The 20,722-nt window shown below is 33.6% G+C and carries 20 protein-coding genes; 5 read left to right on the top strand and 15 right to left on the bottom strand.

Features of this window, described 5'->3' with window-relative positions:
* The first annotated feature begins 2 nt into the window (after nt 1-2).
* A complete protein-coding gene (gene rsmA / locus V1T75_RS06915; RefSeq protein WP_330487821.1) occupies nt 3-806 on the top strand; it encodes a 16S rRNA (adenine(1518)-N(6)/adenine(1519)-N(6))-dimethyltransferase RsmA in 804 nt (267 codons plus the stop codon).
* Nucleotides 807-891: 85 nt separating this feature from the next.
* Nucleotides 892-2,241: a magnesium transporter gene (gene mgtE / locus V1T75_RS06910; RefSeq protein WP_330487820.1), complete on the top strand. Its 1,350-nt coding sequence runs from the start codon at nt 892-894 to the stop codon at nt 2,239-2,241.
* Here mgtE and V1T75_RS06905 read toward each other — a convergent pair.
* The 3 genes from V1T75_RS06905 to rsmI form a co-directional block, all read right to left on the bottom strand.
* A complete protein-coding gene (locus V1T75_RS06905; protein WP_330487819.1) occupies nt 2,238-2,915 on the bottom strand; it encodes a LysE family translocator in 678 nt (225 codons plus the stop codon). The genes mgtE and V1T75_RS06905 overlap by 4 nt on opposite strands.
* 21 nt (nt 2,916-2,936) lie before the next feature.
* Entirely contained in the window at nt 2,937-3,986 is a 1,050-nt protein-coding gene (locus tag V1T75_RS06900; RefSeq protein WP_330487818.1) for a ferredoxin--NADP reductase, read from the bottom strand.
* 78 nt (nt 3,987-4,064) lie between these two features.
* Nucleotides 4,065-4,736 (bottom strand): 16S rRNA (cytidine(1402)-2'-O)-methyltransferase, encoded by a 672-nt coding sequence (rsmI, locus tag V1T75_RS06895; RefSeq protein ID WP_330487817.1) that lies wholly within the window; start codon nt 4,734-4,736, stop codon nt 4,065-4,067.
* Between the two features lie 66 nt (nt 4,737-4,802).
* Here rsmI and V1T75_RS06890 point away from each other — a divergent pair, with 66 nt between their 5' ends.
* A complete protein-coding gene (locus V1T75_RS06890; protein ID WP_330487816.1) occupies nt 4,803-6,572 on the top strand; it encodes a 1-deoxy-D-xylulose-5-phosphate synthase in 1,770 nt (589 codons plus the stop codon).
* Nucleotides 6,573-6,689: 117 nt separating this feature from the next.
* On the opposite strand, the gene V1T75_RS06885 is transcribed toward V1T75_RS06890, so the two are convergent.
* Entirely contained in the window at nt 6,690-7,160 is a 471-nt protein-coding gene (locus tag V1T75_RS06885; RefSeq protein ID WP_330487815.1) for a hypothetical protein, read from the bottom strand.
* Between the two features lie 86 nt (nt 7,161-7,246).
* Complete coding sequence (locus tag V1T75_RS06880; RefSeq protein ID WP_330487814.1) at nt 7,247-9,940, bottom strand: Ig-like domain-containing protein; 2,694 nt, start codon at nt 9,938-9,940, stop codon at nt 7,247-7,249.
* A 191-nt stretch (nt 9,941-10,131) separates the two neighbouring features.
* On the opposite strand from V1T75_RS06880, the gene V1T75_RS06875 reads away from it, so the two are divergent.
* Both V1T75_RS06875 and V1T75_RS06870 read left to right on the top strand, forming a co-directional pair.
* Nucleotides 10,132-11,010, top strand: coding sequence for a hypothetical protein (locus V1T75_RS06875; RefSeq protein WP_330487813.1), 879 nt, complete (start codon nt 10,132-10,134; stop codon nt 11,008-11,010).
* Between the two features lie 110 nt (nt 11,011-11,120).
* Nucleotides 11,121-12,182, top strand: a complete 1,062-nt coding sequence (locus tag V1T75_RS06870) for a hypothetical protein (protein WP_330487812.1) — start codon at nt 11,121-11,123, stop codon at nt 12,180-12,182.
* Between the two features lie 88 nt (nt 12,183-12,270).
* Here the strand turns inward: V1T75_RS06870 and atpG are convergent, their stop codons facing one another.
* From atpG to porW, 10 genes are all read right to left on the bottom strand, one after another.
* Nucleotides 12,271-13,131 carry an ATP synthase F1 subunit gamma gene (atpG, locus tag V1T75_RS06865; protein ID WP_330487811.1) on the bottom strand — a complete coding sequence of 287 codons (861 nt, stop codon included), beginning with the start codon at nt 13,129-13,131 and terminating at the stop codon, nt 12,271-12,273.
* Between the two features lie 63 nt (nt 13,132-13,194).
* Nucleotides 13,195-14,775, bottom strand: coding sequence for a F0F1 ATP synthase subunit alpha (gene atpA, locus V1T75_RS06860; protein ID WP_330487810.1), 1,581 nt, complete (start codon nt 14,773-14,775; stop codon nt 13,195-13,197).
* 21 nt (nt 14,776-14,796) lie between these two features.
* A complete protein-coding gene (gene atpH, locus V1T75_RS06855; protein WP_330487809.1) occupies nt 14,797-15,354 on the bottom strand; it encodes an ATP synthase F1 subunit delta in 558 nt (185 codons plus the stop codon).
* Between the two features lie 7 nt (nt 15,355-15,361).
* Nucleotides 15,362-15,859 (bottom strand): F0F1 ATP synthase subunit B, encoded by a 498-nt coding sequence (locus V1T75_RS06850; RefSeq protein WP_330487808.1) that lies wholly within the window; start codon nt 15,857-15,859, stop codon nt 15,362-15,364.
* An 87-nt stretch (nt 15,860-15,946) separates the two neighbouring features.
* Nucleotides 15,947-16,135, bottom strand: coding sequence for an ATP synthase F0 subunit C (gene atpE / locus V1T75_RS06845; RefSeq protein WP_303505964.1), 189 nt, complete (start codon nt 16,133-16,135; stop codon nt 15,947-15,949).
* Between the two features lie 50 nt (nt 16,136-16,185).
* Complete coding sequence (gene atpB, locus V1T75_RS06840; protein ID WP_330487807.1) at nt 16,186-17,313, bottom strand: F0F1 ATP synthase subunit A; 1,128 nt, start codon at nt 17,311-17,313, stop codon at nt 16,186-16,188.
* Between the two features lie 124 nt (nt 17,314-17,437).
* A complete protein-coding gene (locus V1T75_RS06835) occupies nt 17,438-17,818 on the bottom strand; it encodes a DUF6168 family protein (RefSeq protein WP_330487806.1) in 381 nt (126 codons plus the stop codon).
* Nucleotides 17,819-18,049: an AtpZ/AtpI family protein gene (locus V1T75_RS06830; RefSeq protein WP_330487805.1), complete on the bottom strand. Its 231-nt coding sequence runs from the start codon at nt 18,047-18,049 to the stop codon at nt 17,819-17,821.
* Nucleotides 18,018-18,425, bottom strand: coding sequence for a bactofilin family protein (locus V1T75_RS06825; RefSeq protein WP_330487804.1), 408 nt, complete (start codon nt 18,423-18,425; stop codon nt 18,018-18,020). The genes V1T75_RS06830 and V1T75_RS06825 overlap by 32 nt, the downstream gene beginning before the upstream one ends.
* Nucleotides 18,426-18,446: 21 nt before the next feature.
* A complete protein-coding gene (gene porW, locus V1T75_RS06820; RefSeq protein ID WP_330487803.1) occupies nt 18,447-20,675 on the bottom strand; it encodes a type IX secretion system periplasmic lipoprotein PorW/SprE in 2,229 nt (742 codons plus the stop codon).
* Nucleotides 20,676-20,722: the final 47 nt, after the last annotated feature.

Genomic DNA, 20,722 nt, shown 5'->3' with positions numbered 1-20,722 from the left:
AGATGACCGTAAGAGCAAAAAAACATTTAGGACAACATTTTTTAACCGATGAAAACATCGCAAAGAAAATAGCTGATACGCTTACCGAAAAAGGATATAATAATGTGTTAGAAATTGGTCCTGGAATGGGAGTTTTAACCAAATACTTGTTGGAAAAAAAACCAAAAGTAACAGTAATGGAGTTAGATTCCGAATCGGTAACTTATTTACAAGAAACGTTTCCTGTTGAACATATCAAACTCAATACTTCAAAAGAGAAATTTACCATTATTGAAGGAGATTTTTTAAAAAAGAACTTTGCTGAAATTTTTAATCAGCAACAAGTAGCCATTATTGGTAATTTTCCTTATAATATTTCTTCTCAAATTGTTTTTAAAGCTATTGAAAACCGTGAATTTGTTCCTGAGTTTTCAGGAATGTTTCAAAAAGAAGTTGCGCAACGAATTGCAGAAAAAGAAGGAAGCAAAACCTACGGAATACTCTCAGTATTAACCCAGGCTTTTTACGATGCTGAATACTTATTTACAGTACCTCCTACAGTATTCAACCCACCACCAAAAGTAGATTCTGGAGTTATTAGACTTATCAGAAAAGAAAATTATACGCTTTCTGTTGATGAAAAATTATTTTTTAGAGTGGTAAAAACAGCTTTCAACCAACGAAGAAAAATGCTGCGTTCTAGTTTAAAATCTTTCAATCTTTCGGATACCTTAAAAGAAGACCCTATATTTGCGATGCGCCCCGAACAATTATCGGTGCAAAAATTCATTGAGTTGACACAAAAAATAGCTCAAAACAATAGTTAATAGCCTATTTTAGAAGCATAAGTCTTCTTTTTGGGTTAGATGCTAACATATTCAAACCCTCGATAATCGAGCAAAATCGTAAGCGATGGCATTAGAAATCACTAAAGATTTATTAGAAAACGTACAAGATTTGATTAAACATCAAAAAGACTCAGCTCTTTATGAGGTTTTTTCAGATATTCACTATGCTGATATTGCAGAAGTTTTAGACGAACTTTCTTTTGAAGAAGCAGTTTATATTATACGTTTGTTAGATAGCGAAACAACTTCAGACGTATTGATGGAAGTTGATGAAGAAGTACGTGAAAAAGTTTTTGAACAACTATCTGCCAAAGAAATTGCTGAAGAGGTTAACGAGCTTGACACAGATGATGCTGCTGATGTTATTGCTGAGCTTCCTGAAGAACGAAAACAAGCCGTTATTCAGAAAATTGAAGATCGAGAACACGCCAAAGAAATTGTAGAACTACTCCGTTATGACGAAGATTCTGCTGGAGGATTAATGGCGAAAGAACTTGTAAAAGTAAATGAGAACTGGAATGTACTTACCTGTGTAAAAAAAATGCGTCAGCAAGCGGAAGAAGTTACTAGAGTTCACTCTATTTATGTGGTTGATGATGAGGGAAAACTAAAAGGACGTTTGTCGTTAAAAGACTTGTTAATGGCCTCTACTCGTTCTAAAATTTCAGATGTATACATTCCAAAAGTAGATTTTGTGCACGTACATGATGATGCAGAAGATGTGGCTAATATAATGCGTAAATATGACCTAGAAGCTATTCCTGTTGTTGATGAACTAGGGGTTTTGGTAGGACGAATTACCATTGATGATATTGTTGATGTAATTAAAGAAGAAGCCGAAAAAGATTATCAATTAGCAGCAGGTATTACACAAGATGTTGACTCTGAAGATGGTATTTTGCAATTAACCAAAGCTCGACTACCTTGGTTGTTTTTAGGTTTAATTGGAGGTATTGGAGCAGCAAGGATTATGGGCTTTTTTGAAGGGGCCTTAGAAGAAAACGCTGTTCTTTTTATGTTTACCCCTCTTATTGCCGCTATGGCTGGTAATGTTGGAGTACAATCGTCAGCTATTATTGTACAGGGCTTAGCTAACGATGATGTAAAAGGAAGCGTTACTAGTAGATTATTAAAGGAAATGTCTTTAGCAGCTGTAAACGGACTTGTTTTAGCTGTTATCTTATTTTTCTTTATCTGGATTTGGAAAGGAGATATAACCATTGCTTCGGCTATTTCATCTTCTTTATTCACCGTAATTATTGTCGCTGGTTTAGTTGGTACTTTTATCCCTTTATTTTTAGATAAGAGAGGGGTTGATCCTGCCATTGCAACTGGACCTTTTATTACAACGAGTAATGATATTTTTGGAATTTTAATCTACTTTTCAATAGCCAAAATAATTATTGGCTTTTAATCGATTGATTCTACTTTTTCAATTAAGTTATCAATCTTACTTTCAGGAATAAACCCTTTTAGCATTAATACCGCTCCAAAGACAATTAACAAGACCCCCATTCCTCGTTTTATTCTATAAATTACCAAGGGCGTTAACCTGCTTTTTAATTGCTTAGCAAGTAGTATCTTTCCTAAATCAGTAATTGCATACCCTGCTATTACAGTACCAAAATACCAAACTAAATACTTAGGATTCATATCATACGTAGGCCCTATAACTACAATTAGCCCCAACCAAAAGGCCAACACTCCTATATTTATAAAGTTTAAGAAAAAACCTTTAAACAATAGTTTTAAATAATTATTACTTTCTGGCAATGGTACATCAGGAGCTTGTGCTTCTTTCTTATTGTTTTTATCTAAATAAGTAATCAATCCATAAACAATAAGCACCAAACCACCGATAAGAAACAAACGCGGATCGTCTTTTATTTTTTCTAGCAAGCTTCTACTTCCAAAATAGGCTATTAACATAAAGGAAATATCTCCTAAAATTACACCTATATCGAAGGCAATAGCAGCTCGAGCTCCTTTTAGAATACTCGTTTTAATTAACATAAAAAATACTGGCCCTATCATAAAAGCCATGAAAACACCTACAAAAAAAGCATTTTTAAAGTCGTAAAAATCCATTCTATAAAGTTACGATTTTACCTATACATCATCAAAATCTACCACTATTTTCTGTGTCGTTGGATGTGCTTGACATGTAAGGATTAACCCTTCTTCTAATTCATCATCTGTTAAGATAGCATTTTTTGCCATTACAGCTTTTCCTTCAGTAACTTTTGCAATACAACTGCTACATACGCCTCCTTGGCAAGAATATGGAGCATCTAATTTATTACGCAAAGAAGCTGCTAAAATCGTATCGGTTTTTTCCATCATAAAAGTGTGTTCTTCATCATCTAACACCACCCTTATTTCCGATTTTCCATCAGGAATATCTAATGCCGCTTCTTCATCTGAGATACTCGCTGTAAACAATTCAAAGTAAATATCTCTTTCATCAAACCCATTTTCTTGAAGTGTATTAGAAACTGTTTGAATCATTTCTTCTGGCCCACATAAATATACCGAATCGAAAGAAACATCTTTGTGTATATTTTTTACGAAGTAGTTTACATGTCCTTTATCAATTCTACCAAACTTAGTATTGGTTCTCACCTCTTGACTAAACACATAGTGTAAGTTTAATTGAGAAGAATACTTTTCAGCTAACTCATTTAACTCATCATAAAAAATTGTACTTTCAGCTCTTTTGTTTCCAAAAACCAGTGTAATTGTAGAAGTTGATTTGTTTTCTAGCACCGTTTTTACCATTGATAGCACAGGAGTAATTCCACTTCCTGCAGCAAAAGCTAGGTAATTTTTTTGTGCTTGAGGCTCTAAAATAAACTTCCCTTCTGGTTCAGAAACTTCTAAAAAAGTACCTTCTTTCAGTTTTGTTGTTGCATAGGTTGAAAATGTTCCATGATCAACTGCTTTTACAGCAACTTTTATTTGTTTGCTATTAGGCGAAGCGCAAATAGAATAAGCTCTCCTTATTTCCTTATCGTCTAAAATTGCCTTTATGGTAATATATTGTCCTGCAACAAAAGTGTAGTTGTCTTTTAATTCTGCGGGGATATCAAATAAAATAGATACAGCATCTGCCGTTTCCTTTATTATTTTTTCAATACGTAGTTTATGAAATGTAGACATGTGATCTTTTTAAAGAACTACAAAAATAAGAAACTAAAGAAGAACAAAAGTTAGGGTTATTATAAAACTTTAACTTACTTACTTTTTCCCTTCAACCACAATAACAATTTCACCTTTCGGTGGTTTTTCAGTATAGTATACTAATACTTCTTTTATACTTCCTCGCTTGGTTTCTTCAAATAATTTTGTCAATTCTCTAGAAACCGATATTTGTCTATCCTCACCAAAATACTCCGAAAAATTTGCTAAGGTTTTTAATAGTTTATGCGGGCTCTCATAAAAAATCATGGTACGGGTTTCTTCTGCTAAGAACTGTAAACGAGTTTGACGCCCCTTTTTTACGGGTAAAAAACCTTCAAAAACAAATTTGTCATTCGGTAAACCTGAATTTACTAATGCAGGTACAAAAGCAGTTGCTCCTGGTAAACACTCTACTTCAATATTGTTTTGTACACACGCTCTTGTCAATAAAAATCCAGGGTCGGAAATGGCGGGAGTTCCTGCATCCGAAATTAACGCAAATGTTTCGCCACTTTGCAAACGTTTTACAATTGCTTCTACTGTTTTATGCTCATTATGCATGTGATGGGATTGCATTGGAGTAGCTATATCATAATGTTTTAACAATTTCCCGCTCGTACGCGTATCTTCAGCTAAAATATAATCTACTTCTTGTAAGATTTTTAACGCTCTTAGCGTAATGTCTTCTAAATTTCCAATCGGTGTGGGTACCAAGTACAATTTGCTCATACAACAAAACTACAAAGTTTTTAGCCTAAAAAGTTAGGAATCTCTACCTTTTTGTACTTTTGCTATATGTCGAACGACCTATTGAAAAACATTCAAATTCCTGCTGATTTACGTAAGCTAACATCAGAAGAATTACCTCAACTTGCCAAAGAATTGCGTGAGTTTATTATTGATGTGGTTTCCACAAAAGAAGGGCATTTAGGAGCAAGTTTAGGAGTAGTAGAGTTAACTATTGCGCTTCATTATTTGTTCGATACTCCTAACGATTTATTAGTTTGGGATGTGGGGCATCAAGCATATGGGCATAAAATTTTAACAGGTAGAAAAGATGTTTTTCATACCAATCGTCAATTTGGCGGGATTTCAGGATTTCCTAAACGCTCAGAAAGTGAGTACGACACTTTTGGTGTTGGTCACTCTTCTACCGCTATTTCAGCCGCTTTAGGGATGGCAATTGCCTCGAAATTACAAGATATTGAAAAACATCATATTGCTGTTATTGGTGATGCTTCTATCGCTAGTGGAATGGCTTTTGAAGCGTTAAACCATGCAGGAGATACCAATGCAAACCTCTTAGTTATTTTAAACGATAATGCCATTGGTATTGACCCATCGGTAGGTGCTTTAAAAGATTATCTAACAAAAATTAAAGCTCCACGATTGGAAATTGAGCAGCATAATATTTTTGAAGCTCTTAACTTTGATTACTCGGGTCCCATCGATGGACATAATTTTGAAGAGTTACTACGTGAACTAAATCGATTAAAAAAGATTCAAGGGCCTAAATTTTTACATGTAATTACCACCAAAGGGAAAGGGTTGCGACAAGCAGAACAAGATCAAGTAAGATATCATGCACCAGGGAAATTTGATAAAATTTCTGGAGACGTTTTACCAAAAGAAGCAAGTAAATACTCCAAGTTTCAAGATGTTTTTGGAAAAACGATTGTTGAACTAGCACAACTAAACGAAAAAATTGTAGGAATTACACCTGCTATGTTAACAGGTAGTTCGTTAAAATTTATGTTGGAAGCCTTTCCTGATCGTACTTTTGATGTCGGTATTGCCGAACAACATGCAGTGACCTTGGCTGCAGGTATGGCTACACAAGGGTTGATTCCGTTCTGTAATATTTATTCTACCTTTTTACAACGTGCTTACGACCAAGTAATTCACGATGTAGCTTTGCAAAACTTGCCTGTAATTTTCTGTTTAGACCGAGCTGGATTAGTAGGTGAAGATGGAGCAACACATCACGGAGTTTTTGATTTGGCTTATTTACGTTGTATTCCAAACCTACTTGTATTTGCTCCTCGTAATGAAATTGAGTTACGTAATATGATGTTTACCGCTCAACAGGGTCTTGAACATCCAATAGTTATTAGATATCCCAGAGGGAAAGGCAAATTAGAGCAATGGCAACTTCCATTCGAAACCATAGAAATTGGAAAAGGAACCTGTTTAAGAGAAGGAACTCAACTAGCAGTGCTATCTATCGGAACTATTGCCGATAATGTCTCTGAAGCAATCAATCAGCTTGAAAATAAAGAAGTCATTGCGCATTACGACCTACGTTTTATAAAACCTTTAGACACCCAACTTTTAGACACTATTTTCAACAAATTTGACACCGTTATTACCATTGAAGATGGTACCATAAAAGGCGGTTTTGGAAGTGCAGTATTAGCATATGCTTCTGAAGTAAACTACCAAGGAAAAATAAAATTATTAGGAATTCCTGATGAATTTATCCATCATGGAACCATTCAACAGTTGCAAGAAATCTGTGGAATAGATGTTACTTCAATTAAAAAAACAATTCAAAATTTATTATAAAAGAAAAGCGAACCAAATTGGTTCGCTTTTTATTGTTGTAAACTATTCAATATTAAATGTGATAGGCAAGGTATAACCAACTCTAACTGGTTTCCCTTTTTGTAACCCTGGTTTCATTTAAGGGAGTAGTTTTGCTATTCTAATCGCTTCTTCTTTAAGTTTTGGGTGTGGAGCCCTAGCAAAAACATCTTCTATTTTTCCTGTTTTACCTATTTTAAATTGAAGGTAAATTCTTTTTTTTCCTAGGCTAAGAACATTATCAATACAATGCTTTTCGTACACTTTTTTATCCTCATTATAAACCTCCTTTGTTTCTAAACAATTTAGAATATCTAGATTAAAATTACCATATACATGGTTAAAAATCATAGAGTTAAAGCATTTTCCTTTTTCCTTTTCAAGAAGAAATTTTTCACATCCAGGAAAAACAGGGACTTCTTCAATAACAGAAAATGGAACATCTGCATACTTTTTTTCTTTAGTTGTTATCTTTATAGTATCCTTTTCTTTATTCTCTACTATTTCTTGAGAACTACAAAGACTGGTTACAAACACAGCAATTATAAGTAATAGGTTCTTTTTCATCATTTATTTTTAATAAGGGCAAATTTAAAACAAAAAGACGAAAAACTATTAGTATTTCGTCTTTCCAACTATTAAAAATAGCTTCGCTTCTATCTCTTCATTATCTTCTCTGATAATTTTCTTTGTCCTAATTCATCATATATTTCAACAATGTAAATTGAATTACTTGAAACTGCAGAAACATCTATCGAATTATTAATTACAGGTACTTCTATTACTTTTCTTCCTGATACATCTACTATTTTTGCGATCCACAAAACTGTATTTTTTCCTCCTTTAATATAAATCCTGTCAACAGCTGGGTTTGGATAAATACTCATTTCTGAACTGTTTGTTTCTTCTATTTTTTGGCTTCTTAATTGTTCCTTTGCAACAGTAGAAGTATTCAAACAAACTTGTTTGGTTTCAGATGAGCCAAAACTTCCTCCTGAAGCTAATACGTCGCCTTTGCTATTTGTTATTTCATATGAACCACTTCCATAACTGCAACATATACCATCACCATATTCGTCATTAATTGTAAAATCATAACATCCAACAGGTACACATTTTGACACAGTAATAGACTCTCCATTTCCTTGAGTATAATCACCTCCGCTTATCACTGTTTGTCCATTGTTATCCTTCAAAGCCCAAGAAGTTTCATAAGAATATTTATCGAAGGTAATTGTTACGTTTATATCCTCACATTCTGGAGTTTCTCCTCCTCCATTATCAGGAGATCCTGTACTATAAGTAACCACAAGTTTTGGAGCACCAGCACTACTTCCATCATATGATTCTGCCGTTCGTTCACCTGTTCCAGAAATATAAAACATCATAGAGTTACCTGAATTCCAATTGGACTTATTCACAACATATTGTACCAATGCTTTTACATCAGGCGTTCTTTGTGCTGTTCCAGATGCTCCAACAGAACTCCATGAACTAGGATTCCAAGCAACCGATTGACTATAATAACTTCTTGAAGTTATATTATAGCTTTGTGAAGTAATGTCTGGTGCATTTGATGAGTCTTGAATTTTAATTGCTAATGATGTACTTCCCGAATTTGTCTCATCTGTCGTAAATTGTATATACGCATTCGTTATCGTAGCATTTGCCGGTATATTTAAGTTTCTAAATAGCATTCCTACATGCTGGTTTCCTTTTGAGCTTCCATCATACACCAATTCTAAATCAGAACTGTTCATATACATTTGCCCTGACGACTCATATTGTTCAGCATCATCATTGGTGCTATTAATTGTTGAAATTATCGTTTTAGAAACATTTCCTACAAAAACTGAAATTTCTTCAGAAGTAGTTTCGTATCCGTCATTATCTATAGCCGTTGCTTTAATAGTATATGATTGGTTATCAATTGTAGGTGTCCAGTTATAAGAATAAGGAGCACTCATATCAGTTTCTACTAAAGTAGTATTTACATAAAACTTAACACTTGAAATTGTTCCATCACTATCGGTTGCAGTAGTAGAAATTGTTATTGGAGTGTTTACGGTATGTGATGCGCCTGATGATGGACTTGTAATTGCAACTTCTGGATAGCTAACGTTACTACTTATAATTGTTACCACACTACCATTAGATGGATTCCATATATCTAAATTAGAGGGTATTGTGAATGGGTTTTGGTTTGAAACAGCCCCTACACTACTCGCATTATCTACCTTAATTGTTCTAATCTCTATTTTAGATTCTTCAACAAAAATCCATTTAAACTGATTAAAGGTACTCGCGTCTCTTGTCCAGTTTTTTGAATCATTCGATGATCGTAAAGGTGCTCCCCAACAACCTTCTCCTACATAAACGGTTCCGTTAGCATCGTCTCTAAGAAAACCCTCATCACAATTACTTCCGCTTGAACAAGGTTTTACTGGCCATGTTGTTTTTACGGTATGAGAATCCGATTCAAATACCAAGTTCACTCCCTTGTCATAAAACAATTGAGCCCAACTAGCGTATTCATCATTTCCTTCTGATTTTGATGATACGTGTGGGCGCATCGGTTTATGGTATTGAGCAGATTTCCAAATAGAGTTATTAGCATTCAACTTTTGACTTAGCCATGAATACTGAGTTCCTCCTGCTGAGATTTCTGAATTCAGCGTATAGATTGTATACAGATTGTTTCCAAAAGTTATATCATAATAAACACTTGTGGAAGGAACATTAAACAGGTTATAAATACTATTATTGGAACCTTCGTGGTTTCCTCTTGTCGGTACAATAGGAAACATTCTTCCGTCACTTGCTGTGGTATATTGCCAATCGTTAAACCAATCTTGCCATTCAGAACTAGAGTCTCCGTTAGTCATGTCTCCTCCAAAAAAAACAGCAGTTGGTTTTAATTTAGAAACTAACAGGTTAGCATCTCTTCTCGGTGTTCTATTGTTTCTTGAATCTCCTCCAGCAATAAACGACATTTTATCATTGGTATTTGGAGCTGTTTTAAACCAAAATCGACTACTTACCCCTTCACTGTCTTTAATCACAAAATAATAGTTAGTGTTAGGACTCAGACCTGTTAATTTAGCAAAAGTATTACTCATTCCTTTATAAGAAACGGAACGGTCTACTGATTTAGCGTTTGGATAATTTGACCAGTTGGTTCCGTTATCTGTCGTTCCATAATATATAACAGGATTGGCCCCTGAAATTTGATTCCAACCAATCATTATAGTAGTTGCTGGATTGTCTGTTATGATTAATCGGTACTTATCATTAGAGGCATGAATACTAAGAACTGCTAAGAATAACAGTGTTAAAATAATTTTTTTCATTGTGAGGGACTTTAAAGTTTACTAGTTACCACAAATATATTTTTTCCCTTTCAAATTAATCGGTTATTTTTATTAAAATTAATTATATAATAACCTGACTAACATTAACCTAACTATTGTTTTATAGTTTACTAATCTTATTTTAACAAACTACATATCCTCTATTTTTACTTTTGTTTAAACCCTAATTTATGAGTACTAAAACCCTTCTTACTTTTTTAAAAATTTCTTCTTTCTTTATTTTTTTTGGTAGAGCTTACCAGCATTTATTTTGGGATGCTCCATACAGAAGTTTCTTTTGGGATCAACATTTATTGGAACCTGTAATTAATTTTGTTTTTGGCATTAGTTGGCAATCATATGTTACTAACCTTAATACAGATTTTGCTATCCAAATTTTAACCAGAAGTATTGGTGTTTTATATCTAGTATGTGCTGTTATTTCAATTATAATTAATGAAAACTCAAAAAAATGGATGCGTAGCATTTTAAAATTAGGTGCAGTTAGTTTAGTCTTTTTAGCTTTAATGATTACCAAGAATAAGTTTTACCACCTCATTATGTTTTTTGAACACACCATTCAGTTTGGAGTTCCTATCGCTTTATTATATTTCTTAAAACACAAAAACACGCCTCTCTTATTTTTTTACCTAAAAGTTTTTATTGCCTTAGCGTTTACTTGTCATGGAATGTACGCTATTGGTGTTTTTTATCCGTTACCAGGTAATTTTGTTACTATGACCTTAAACATCTTACCTGTACAAGAAGAAATGGCTAAAAACCTATTATTTGTAGCTGGTATTTTAGATTTTATTATTGCCATTGCTATATTTATTCCTAAACTTTCAAAACCAGCCTTGCTGTATGCTTGTTTTTGGGGTCTTGTAACTGCTTTGGCTAGGATTTTTAGCGCTTTTCACTATGATTTTTCTTTGAGTATTATGCATCAATACTTATACTTAACAATATATAGGCTTCCTCACGGGCTCATTCCTTTGCTTGTATACTTATACCTAAATAAAAGCAGGTCAGAAAAAAGTAAGACTGTTAACAACTTAGTTTCATCTTAAATATATAGTACCATACTTAATAACAAATCTCAAGTTGTTTTATTCAACTTTCAAAAACTAATGGTTTGTAAAGTTTATATTCGCGAAAAATAACCCCCAAAATTTCAAAAATGAAACTATTATTTAAAACATTCGTTTGTTCTTCTTTTTTATTCCTTTCTTGTAGTGATAAGGAAAGTATTCCTAACATTGAGCTTACAACCTATTCATTTGATTCTGAAAGCAATTCTAGCTTAATGTTTCAAGACGGAGAATCTCAAGAAGTAATGACTTCTGAATCTCGTATGTACGAAATAAGTAAGGTAATAAGAGTTAAACCTATTGATAATAAAACCATTGAAGTTGCTAATTTTGCTCCAATAGCTATAGAAGACATAACTATTACCGCCACGATTGAAGTAGAAGGTTTTCATAAACCAATTAAATTATTTAAAATTGATAAAATAAGAGCTCATGGTAAACAAGAGATTAACTATCCGTTTATAAATAATTCTCCACTATTTTTAAACACCAGCAACCAAGAAGTTGATCTTTCTGTTTTTAAAGATACAGGTATAGCCCCAAATAATATTGCATTTGATTTTACTGGCGATAATGAAATTATCCAAAAGCTTAAAAGTTTACGTAAATTAAAGTGGATGATAAAATACCACGACTTCGACACAGAGAATAATCCTGATAATAATTGGGCCGAAGATATTACAGCAAAAGACATTCGCCGATTCACTGGGCTGATGATTAACCTTGGTGTTGTTTTTGCTTCTGATAATTTTAAAAATGAATTTACCAATGAGAATATTATTGGAAATGATGGCACAACTGCTTTAACTGAAAATGAGAAAAACGAAGCCTACAATATTATTTTAAACAAACCACGCTATAACTGTGGTAAGGTTGTTAATGTTTCTGGTTTAGGTGGTGGTGCGACCTTTGGTTTGGCTGAACATGTGCTTAGAGATTATATTCGTAAAGAAACCGGTTTTATAACTGCGCATGAAATAGGACATACTATTGGCTATAACCATTCTTCAAATATGACCTACCCTCATGAAGTAGACGGAGTAAATACTGGGATTAGTCCTGTTACTACTCGAATTATGAATCATTTTTTTGAAAGTGATTTATATCCAGTAACCTTAGAAAACTATTATTTAGCATCTGATTTTGAATAATAAAATGATAAAAAAAAAGAAAAGCGAACCAAATTGGTTCGCTTTTTTTATGCTAACTCTCAGAGTATTTCTGAGAAATGCTCTTTTCTTAGTTATTTAAAGCTTCTGCTCCACCAACGATTTCTAAGATTTCGTTTGTAATTGCAGCTTGACGTGCTTTGTTATAGGTTAATAATAACTCATCACGTAATTCTGTAGCATTATCAGTTGCTTTGTGCATTGCAGTCATACGAGCACCGTGTTCGGCAGCAAATGAATCACGAATTGCTTTGTATAATTGCGTCTTTAATGACTTAGGAATTAACTCTAAAATGATTTCTTCTTTAGAAGGCTCAAAAATGTAATCTGAATTAGCTTTTGATGCTCCTTCTACAGGTTGAATTGGTAAGAATTGTTCTACCTGTGGTATTTGAGTCGCTGCGTTTTTAAACCTGTTGTAAATGATTTCTATCTTATCATAAGAACCATCAACAAATAAATTCATTAACTGTTCAGCAACTTGAGCAACATTATCAAAAGTTAAGTCATCAAAAATATCGTTTCTATTTTCGATAACAGTATAATCTTTTGATAAAATATCGTTTCCTTTTTTACCAATTGTTAATAATTCAACAGTGGCATCGCTGTATTTTTTGTTAATCGTTTTAACTGTTTCTTTAATAATAGAAGAATTAAAACCTCCACATAAACCTCTGTTAGAAGTTACGGTAACTAACAATACCTTATTTACTTCTCTTTCTGTTGAATATACTCCACCTGCATCGCTATCTAATGTAGCACTTAAGCTTTGTAATAATTCGGTAAGCTTAGATGAATACGGACGCATTGCTGTAATAGCATCTTGAGCTTTCTTCAACTTTGCAGCCGATACCATTTTCATGGCAGAGGTAATCTGCATTGTTGATTTAATCGAAGTAATTCTGTTACGTATTTCTTTTAAGTTTGCCATTTAATTGAACTTAAAATTTATAAAATCCCCGTTATTACACGGGGATGCCTTTTTTTGTTTTTATTAAGCTGAAAATTTAGCTGAAATTTCTTTAGCAGCGTCTCTTAAAGTATCAATTACTTCATCCGTTAATTTTCCTGCTTTTAAAGTATCTAAAGTATCTCTATGCTTCGCGTTTAAGTACTCTAAATAATCTTTTTCAAATTCTTTTACCTTGTTTACAGGCACATCTTTTAACAAGTTCTTAGAACCTGCATAAATAATAGCCACCTGGTCTTCTACTGTATAAGGATCGTTTTGAGCTTGCTTTAAGATTTCTACGTTACGCTTACCTTTTTCAATTACATTTAAAGTTGCAGCATCTAAATCAGAACCAAACTTAGCGAATGCTTCTAATTCACGGTACTGAGCTTGATCTAACTTTAATGTACCAGATACCTTCTTCATTGATTTAATCTGAGCAGATCCTCCTACACGTGATACAGAAATACCTACGTTAATCGCTGGACGAACCCCTGAGTTGAATAAATCTGATTCTAAGAAAATCTGACCATCAGTAATCGAAATTACGTTTGTAGGAATATACGCAGAAACGTCTCCTGCTTGTGTTTCAATAATTGGTAAAGCAGTTAATGATCCTCCTCCTTTTACTTTAGATTTTAATGATTCTGGTAAATCATTCATATCTTTTGCGATAGAATCATCGGCAATTACCTTAGCAGCACGCTCTAATAATCTTGAGTGTAAGTAGAATACATCTCCTGGGTATGCCTCACGTCCTGGTGGTCTTCTTAATAATAAAGACACCTCACGATACGCTACTGCTTGCTTAGATAAATCATCATAAACAATTAAAGCTGGTCTACCAGTATCACGGAAATATTCTCCAATCGCAGCTCCTGCAAATGGTGCATATACTTGCATTGGTGCAGGGTCAGATGCATTTGCAGCAACGATAGTTGTATATGCTAACGCGCCTTTTTCTTCTAACATGTTAGCAATTGCTGCTACTGTTGAAGCTTTTTGACCGATAGCTACGTAGATACAGTACACTGGTTGTCCTGCATCATAAAATTCTCTCTGATTTAAGATTGTATCGATAGCAACGGTTGATTTACCTGTTTGACGGTCTCCAATGATTAACTCACGTTGACCACGTCCTACTGGAATCATTGCATCGATAGATTTGATACCTGTTTGCATTGGTTCTGTTACAGGCTCACGGAAGATAACTCCTGGTGCTTTACGCTCTAAAGGCATTTCAAAAGTTTCCCCTTCGATTGGTCCTTTACCGTCTATTGGTTGTCCTAAAGTGTTAACAACACGTCCTACAATTCCTTCTCCAGCTTTTAAAGAAGCAATTCTTTCTGTACGTTTTACAGTAGATCCTTCTCTTACTGAAGTAGAAGCTCCTAATAATACAACCCCTGCATTATCCTCTTCTAAGTTTAATACGATACCTTCTAACCCGTTATCGAATTCTACTAATTCTCCGTATTGTACGTTAGATAACCCATAAACACGTGCAATACCATCACCTACTTGTAATACAGTCCCTACTTCGTTTAATGAAGCTTTAGACTCAAAATTTGTTAATTGTTCCTTTAAAATTGCTGATACTTCAGCTGGTTTAATTGCTGCCATCTTATTTCTTTTGATGTATAATTAAATTTTTGGAATGTAATGACTGTTGTCAAACTCTCTCCTTAACTCATTAAATTGGCTAGAGATGCTTGCATCGTACTGCACATCTCCAACGCGTAAGATAAATCCTCCTAAAATATCAGGATTTACTATATTCTCAATACTAGCATTGTTTCCTGTAAGGGCTACAATTTTTGCTTGTATTTTATCTTCTAACTCTTTTGTTAAAGCTACTGCGGTAGTAACTCTAGCAACTTTCATGTTCTTGTAGTGATCATATATTACAGCATATTGCTTAGCAATAGGCTCTAACATCACCATACGCTTATTTTCCTCTAATAAATTAAATAACCCTTTTACAATGTTATCTACTTTATCGCCAAAAAGTGCGTTTAAAACTTTACGCTTATCTGCGGCTTTTATCACAGGACTTTTAAGCATAACATCTAAATCAGCGCTTTCAGCAATTGTATCAACGATGAACTTCATATTATCGTTTACTAAAGCTTCATTTCCTGATTCTTTAGCTAAATTTAAAATTGCTTTTGCGTAACGTAATGCTGCTCTTGCTTCTTTCATCTACTGATTAGTTTAAAGTAACCTCATCTAACATTCCTTCCACAAGCTTTAATTGATCATCTTGTGAAGCTAATTCTTTTCTTACAACCTTTTGAGCTATTTCAATAGATAAATCTCCTACTTTCTTCTTTAACTCAGCGATTGCTGCTTGTTGCTCTTGCTTAATCGTCGCTTTAGCATTTTCTACCATAGTAGTAGTTTGCTCTTCAGCTTCTTGCTTTGCATCAGCAATGATTTTATCTTTAATTTCACGAGCTTCTTTCATCATCGCATCTCTCTCAGCTCTTGCTTCTTTTAATAAACGCTCATTATCCGCTTGTAAATTTTGCATTTCTTTACGAGCATTTTCTGCTTGATCTAATGCATTTTGAATTCCTTCCTCACGCTCATTTAATGCGCTTAATATAGGTTTCCAAGCAAATTTTGCTAATAAAAATATTAATACTGCTAGAATGACTAGTTGCATGAAAAACAACCCTACCGAAAAATCATTAAATATACCCATTACTTATTGTATTCTTTTTGTTTTGTTTAATTTTTTAAAAACAGTTCTTTAGCCAACCGCTAAAGAACTGTTTTCGATTTTCTTGTATTATCCTAAAAGTAAAGCACCGAATGCTAAACCTTCTAATAATGCTCCAATAATAATCATTGCAGTTTGGATTTTACCAGCTGCTTCTGGTTGACGTGCGATAGCTTCCATTGCACTTCCTCCGATTTTACCTAATCCTAATCCTGCTCCGATTACGATTAAACCTGCTCCAACTAAATTAAGTGTCATAATAAATTGATTTATATATAATTAAACAAAATTTTAATTCTAATTTTTTCTTAGTGATGATCGTGTTCTTCAACCGCCATCCCTATAAATAACGATGATAACATCGTAAAAATATAGGCCTGTAAAAATGCTACTAAAACTTCTATTAACGTTAAAAATAAGGTTAATAAAAATGAAATGCTTGTTGCTCCTGCAGTTCCAAACTTCGCTTTCAATAATATCATTAATGCTGCAATACCCATAACCACTGAGTGACCTGCAGTAATATTTGCAAATAAACGCACAAATAACGAAAATGGTTTTGTTAACATTCCTAACACTTCAATAGGTGCTAACACAATTTTCATTAGCACAGGAACTCCTGGCATCCAAAAAATATGCTTCCAATAATCTTTGTTCCCTGAAAACTGAACGATAAAAAACGTGAACATTGCTAAACAAACAGTAACTGCAATTTGTCCTGTAACGTTAAACCCTAATGGGGTTAATCCTAATAAGTTTAAAGTCCAAATAAAGAAAAACACTGTTAATAAGAATCCCATAAATCTACGGTAATGTTTTTCTCCGATGTTCGGACGTGCAATTTCGTCTCTTACATATAACACTAATGGTTCTAAAACACGTGCAAAACCTGTAGGCACTGGTCCTTTCTTGTACCCACTTGCTAATCCTCTAAATCCAAAAAACATCAATAAACCCACTAACAACATACCAAACACACTCTTAGTAATAGAAAAATCTAACACTTTGTGTGCGTTTGTCGCGTGATGAGAGTCATCAAAAGCAACAGCTGTTGCTCCTTCGTTTAATTCGTATATTTTACTGTGAATTTTAGCAAATTTTACACCTCCGTTTTCTACGACAACATGACCGTCATCGTTGTGGTGAAATTCAGAAGACATAAATGTTTTTAATCCTTGACTTGTCCAAACAATTACAGGTAACGGAAAACCAATATGCTTACGCTCTCCTGCATCGTTTGTATATGAAAACAATGTAAAATCATGAGAGTCTGCTAAGTGGTGCTTAATGTATCCATCAATTTCACTCTTGGTGTTAACTCTTCCTCCATCATTTGAATTAGAAGTTGTATCTCCTCCTCCAGCGAATGCTGTAAATGAACTAAATACTATTGCTAGTACCGTTAAAAAATAGATAGGTTTTTTTGCTATCATCATACCTTGTTAAATATAGAATTATGGTCTCTAAATTTCCGTGCAAAGGTACACAATAAATTAAAACTACAAACGGTTTTTTTATTTAGTTTCACTAAGCTTAGAAAAGGGCACAAAAAACAGCGAACTATCTATTATTCAACAACTTTGAAACACTCGCAGCTTCAACAAATAAAAAAGTAAGAATAGGAATTAGTATCGATATTTTTTCTGGTTTGGTTAAACCTGTTTCAGAAAATATGGAATCTTGATATAACAAAATGAACACTCCAAACTTCACCAACATCAAACCAAGATACAAGTACCCTGTTTCATTAGGCAAATAATTTACCACAGCCTCAACAGCTATATAAATTACCAGTGAAGCAATTACATTGAACACATACACTGACAACAACGGAAAGGATAAATTTATCGTGTTTTTTTCTATGAAGTAACTATTAATAAAGAAGCCTATAGCAGCTAATATAATTGCAACTATAGTAAAAAGTATAATTCGTTTAATCATCTAATCATCATTATTTGTTAGTTTTATAACCTCTCTTATTACAGAGTACATAGATATAAATACTGCTGTAAGTGTACAAATTTTTACGTAAAGTTGATTGTCGTTTGGGTATTTTTGATCTAACCATTCACCTAGTAAACTTCCTAGGTAAATAGTTAGCCCCATTTGAAGTGCGATTCCTGTGAATCGTATGTATTTATTAAGCGGTTTTTTCTTTGAGTCTTTGCTCATTTTTATTCAATTCTTTTACCGCTCCTTTCATGGCACAAGTAGCATTGAATTCAGCTCCTGGCTCTACAGATAACTTTCCAATAACTACATCTCCAGTAATGTTTGCCGATGATTTTACTGTTAAGGTATTTGACACGAATAATTCTCCTGAAAATGCACCTTCAACATCTGCATTAGCGCACTCTACTTTTCCTTTAATAAAACCTGTGCTACCAATTATTACTCTACCATTAGTTTCTATAGTTCCTTCTAAGGTTCCGTCGATTCTAAAATCTCCTTCAGAAATGATTTCTCCAGTAATTTTAGTGTTTTTTCCTATAATGTTTCTCTCTGCAACTTTGTTTTCTCCTGTTTTTTTACTCTCTTTACCAAACATATTCGGGGAATTTAAGGGTGTTTATGTTTTATTTAATTGTTCTATGATTTCTTTTGCTTTCTTACCTTCTTGTGTAGTTGCATAACTAACCGCAACAAACTCTAATGCTTTTTTATAGGTATTTTTATCTTGATATTTACCTATAGCCAAGGCTTTTAGGAGGGCAAATTTAGGGATTAAATTTGAATTTTTTAGGGTAGTTGAAAAATTATCTATCTCATTAACAACCTCTTCAAACTTATTTTCTTTATATAAATAGTATATTTCTTTGTATTTATTTAAAACCTCATCTTCTTTGGTTTCTTCTACAAGTTTCTTATCAGGATGTAAGATTATTTGAGCAAAACTTGTTTCTGGATACTTCTGTAAAATAATAGTCTTGTACTCATTTGCCTTAGCTACTTCTCCTTGTTTTTTATAGATCTGATACAAATGGTAACTTATAGGCAATTCCAACGTGTCATCTGTGCTAACTTCTCTTAAACGCTCCAGGTTTTTAATGGCTAATGTTTCATTTGTAAACTGCTCTTTATAAATTAACCCTAGTTGATATAATGCGTCGTTGCGTTCTTTTACTAGCTCATTAATTATATTTTCATCTGTAGGTATGGCATCAAGATATGTTGAAAGCTCATACCTCTTATTTACTTTATTCCCATCTGTATCATTTGACACATTGTCTGCGACACCAATAGATTTGTCTGATAATCGCCAGTTGTCTTCTAGTGGGCGTGTTCCCCATATTTTTTGAAACTCTGCTCTCCCAAATCCTAAGGCTTGCGTATTGTAAAAGTACCACTTCCCTTTATTTGCTTTATTATTTATAGCTGTTCCACCTCCAAAACCGCTTCCAAAGTTCTGAGCATTGAGTATTTGTTGTCTTTTTTCTTCATCTTCTTTCTTTATTTTTTCTATGTACGCTTCAAAAAAAGAAGTTCTTTCTTCTGATGTCATAGCTACCAAGCCAAGAATACTATCATTCTTTTTAACTGTTTCTTCGTACTTCCTTAAAGTTGTGAGCCCTTTATTTTTTCTACGAACTCTACGAATTCTTTTTTCTTGATCGAATTCTTTGGAAACAACTTGCAATATACTATCGTAATATGAACCCGCTAACAAGTAGTTTTCTTTTTCAAAAGCCATGTTTGCTAAACGTTCATACGCATAGGTTTTTTGGTAGTTGTTATTGTGTTTCGCTTGTAACGATTTTTTATAATATTCTGCTGCTGCTTCAGGATTATTTCTCCCTTCCTGAATTACTCCTGCCTGATAATATAATTCGTTTAAAAACTTACGGTTATCAGAATTTTTAATCAGTTTTCTTAACCTCGCCAACATTAGTATTGATGTTGAATCATTCGGAGTATTTTTAGCAAGTTCAATATTCGCTCTTATACGGAATTTATCTGGTGCTCTTTTAAATTCTGATAGTTTTTGAAACACCATTCTTGCGGAGTCTTTTCTGTCTAATTCACTATAAACCTGACCTAAAACAAACATATTTCTAGCTGACTGCTCTCTGTTATAATGTGTTTTAGTAGCCAATTTTAGGTAGTCTACCATTTTTTGAATGGTATCAGTTTGCTCATAAGCCATTGCCATGGCGGTGTAAGCTTCCTCCTTGACTGATTTATTTATTCTTTCTTTCTCATCTAAAACATCTAATAGCAACAGCAGGGTTTCTATTGCTCTTTTTTCATTCCCTAAGCGAATATTTGCCTTAGCCCTCCAAATTTTTGTTTCGTAATTTAAGTCCGCTTTCGGATAATTAACTATTACGTAATTAAAAGCTTCTAAGGCAGGAATAAACCGTTGGGTATAGTATCTTGACTTTCCTAACAACAAATAAGCGTCATCTATCTGGCTATTTCTTTCATAGCCATTGATGTTCATTGAATGAGTTTGAACTGCTTTTATCGCTTTTTCTTCTGCTTTTTCAAAAGGCGTAAGGCTTTTATTCTCTTCTTCATCTACATTAAATCCTGTTCCAGGGTTGAGTACTTTTGTCGTTAGTTTGCTCTCATCAAAAGATATAGGTTCTATTTGTAAGCGTTTCCAAAAATTGTCTTCGTGCTTTTCTTGAAGTTCGTTAAGTCCTTTTAAATACGCTTGCTCTCCATTAAAAAGCACATTGTACTTTGTAGTAACTGCATGGTAACTTCGGTTCACAAAAGCATCTTTTTTAACACTACACGAATACACGATAGCTGCTAAAACACTGAATACTATTATCTTTACCCCTTTTTTCATATACTATTGTTTTTACAGTACAACAACGTAATAATTGTATTTTTTGT

This window comes from Tenacibaculum sp. FZY0031, from assembly GCF_036350695.1.
Taxonomy (GTDB): Bacteria; Bacteroidota; Bacteroidia; order Flavobacteriales; family Flavobacteriaceae; genus Polaribacter.
This window is presented reverse-complemented; position numbering and strand designations above follow the sequence as displayed.

Excerpts from the sequence above, each read along its gene's own strand:
- rsmA (WP_330487821.1), top strand. The coding sequence starts at position 3 with ATGACCGTAAGAGCAAAAAAACATTTAGGACAACATTTTTTAACCGAT.
- mgtE (WP_330487820.1), top strand. The coding sequence starts at position 892 with ATGGCATTAGAAATCACTAAAGATTTATTAGAAAACGTACAAGATTTG.
- V1T75_RS06905 (WP_330487819.1), bottom strand. The coding sequence starts at position 2,915 with ATGGATTTTTACGACTTTAAAAATGCTTTTTTTGTAGGTGTTTTCATG.
- V1T75_RS06900 (WP_330487818.1), bottom strand. The coding sequence starts at position 3,986 with ATGTCTACATTTCATAAACTACGTATTGAAAAAATAATAAAGGAAACG.
- rsmI (WP_330487817.1), bottom strand. The coding sequence starts at position 4,736 with ATGAGCAAATTGTACTTGGTACCCACACCGATTGGAAATTTAGAAGAC.
- V1T75_RS06890 (WP_330487816.1), top strand. The coding sequence starts at position 4,803 with ATGTCGAACGACCTATTGAAAAACATTCAAATTCCTGCTGATTTACGT.
- V1T75_RS06885 (WP_330487815.1), bottom strand. The coding sequence starts at position 7,160 with ATGATGAAAAAGAACCTATTACTTATAATTGCTGTGTTTGTAACCAGT.
- V1T75_RS06880 (WP_330487814.1), bottom strand. The coding sequence starts at position 9,940 with ATGAAAAAAATTATTTTAACACTGTTATTCTTAGCAGTTCTTAGTATT.
- V1T75_RS06875 (WP_330487813.1), top strand. The coding sequence starts at position 10,132 with ATGAGTACTAAAACCCTTCTTACTTTTTTAAAAATTTCTTCTTTCTTT.
- V1T75_RS06870 (WP_330487812.1), top strand. The coding sequence starts at position 11,121 with ATGAAACTATTATTTAAAACATTCGTTTGTTCTTCTTTTTTATTCCTT.
- atpG (WP_330487811.1), bottom strand. The coding sequence starts at position 13,131 with ATGGCAAACTTAAAAGAAATACGTAACAGAATTACTTCGATTAAATCA.
- atpA (WP_330487810.1), bottom strand. The coding sequence starts at position 14,775 with ATGGCAGCAATTAAACCAGCTGAAGTATCAGCAATTTTAAAGGAACAA.
- atpH (WP_330487809.1), bottom strand. The coding sequence starts at position 15,354 with ATGAAAGAAGCAAGAGCAGCATTACGTTACGCAAAAGCAATTTTAAAT.
- V1T75_RS06850 (WP_330487808.1), bottom strand. The coding sequence starts at position 15,859 with ATGGGTATATTTAATGATTTTTCGGTAGGGTTGTTTTTCATGCAACTA.
- atpE (WP_303505964.1), bottom strand. The coding sequence starts at position 16,135 with ATGACACTTAATTTAGTTGGAGCAGGTTTAATCGTAATCGGAGCAGGA.
- atpB (WP_330487807.1), bottom strand. The coding sequence starts at position 17,313 with ATGATGATAGCAAAAAAACCTATCTATTTTTTAACGGTACTAGCAATA.
- V1T75_RS06835 (WP_330487806.1), bottom strand. The coding sequence starts at position 17,818 with ATGATTAAACGAATTATACTTTTTACTATAGTTGCAATTATATTAGCT.
- V1T75_RS06830 (WP_330487805.1), bottom strand. The coding sequence starts at position 18,049 with ATGAGCAAAGACTCAAAGAAAAAACCGCTTAATAAATACATACGATTC.
- V1T75_RS06825 (WP_330487804.1), bottom strand. The coding sequence starts at position 18,425 with ATGTTTGGTAAAGAGAGTAAAAAAACAGGAGAAAACAAAGTTGCAGAG.
- porW (WP_330487803.1), bottom strand. The coding sequence starts at position 20,675 with ATGAAAAAAGGGGTAAAGATAATAGTATTCAGTGTTTTAGCAGCTATC.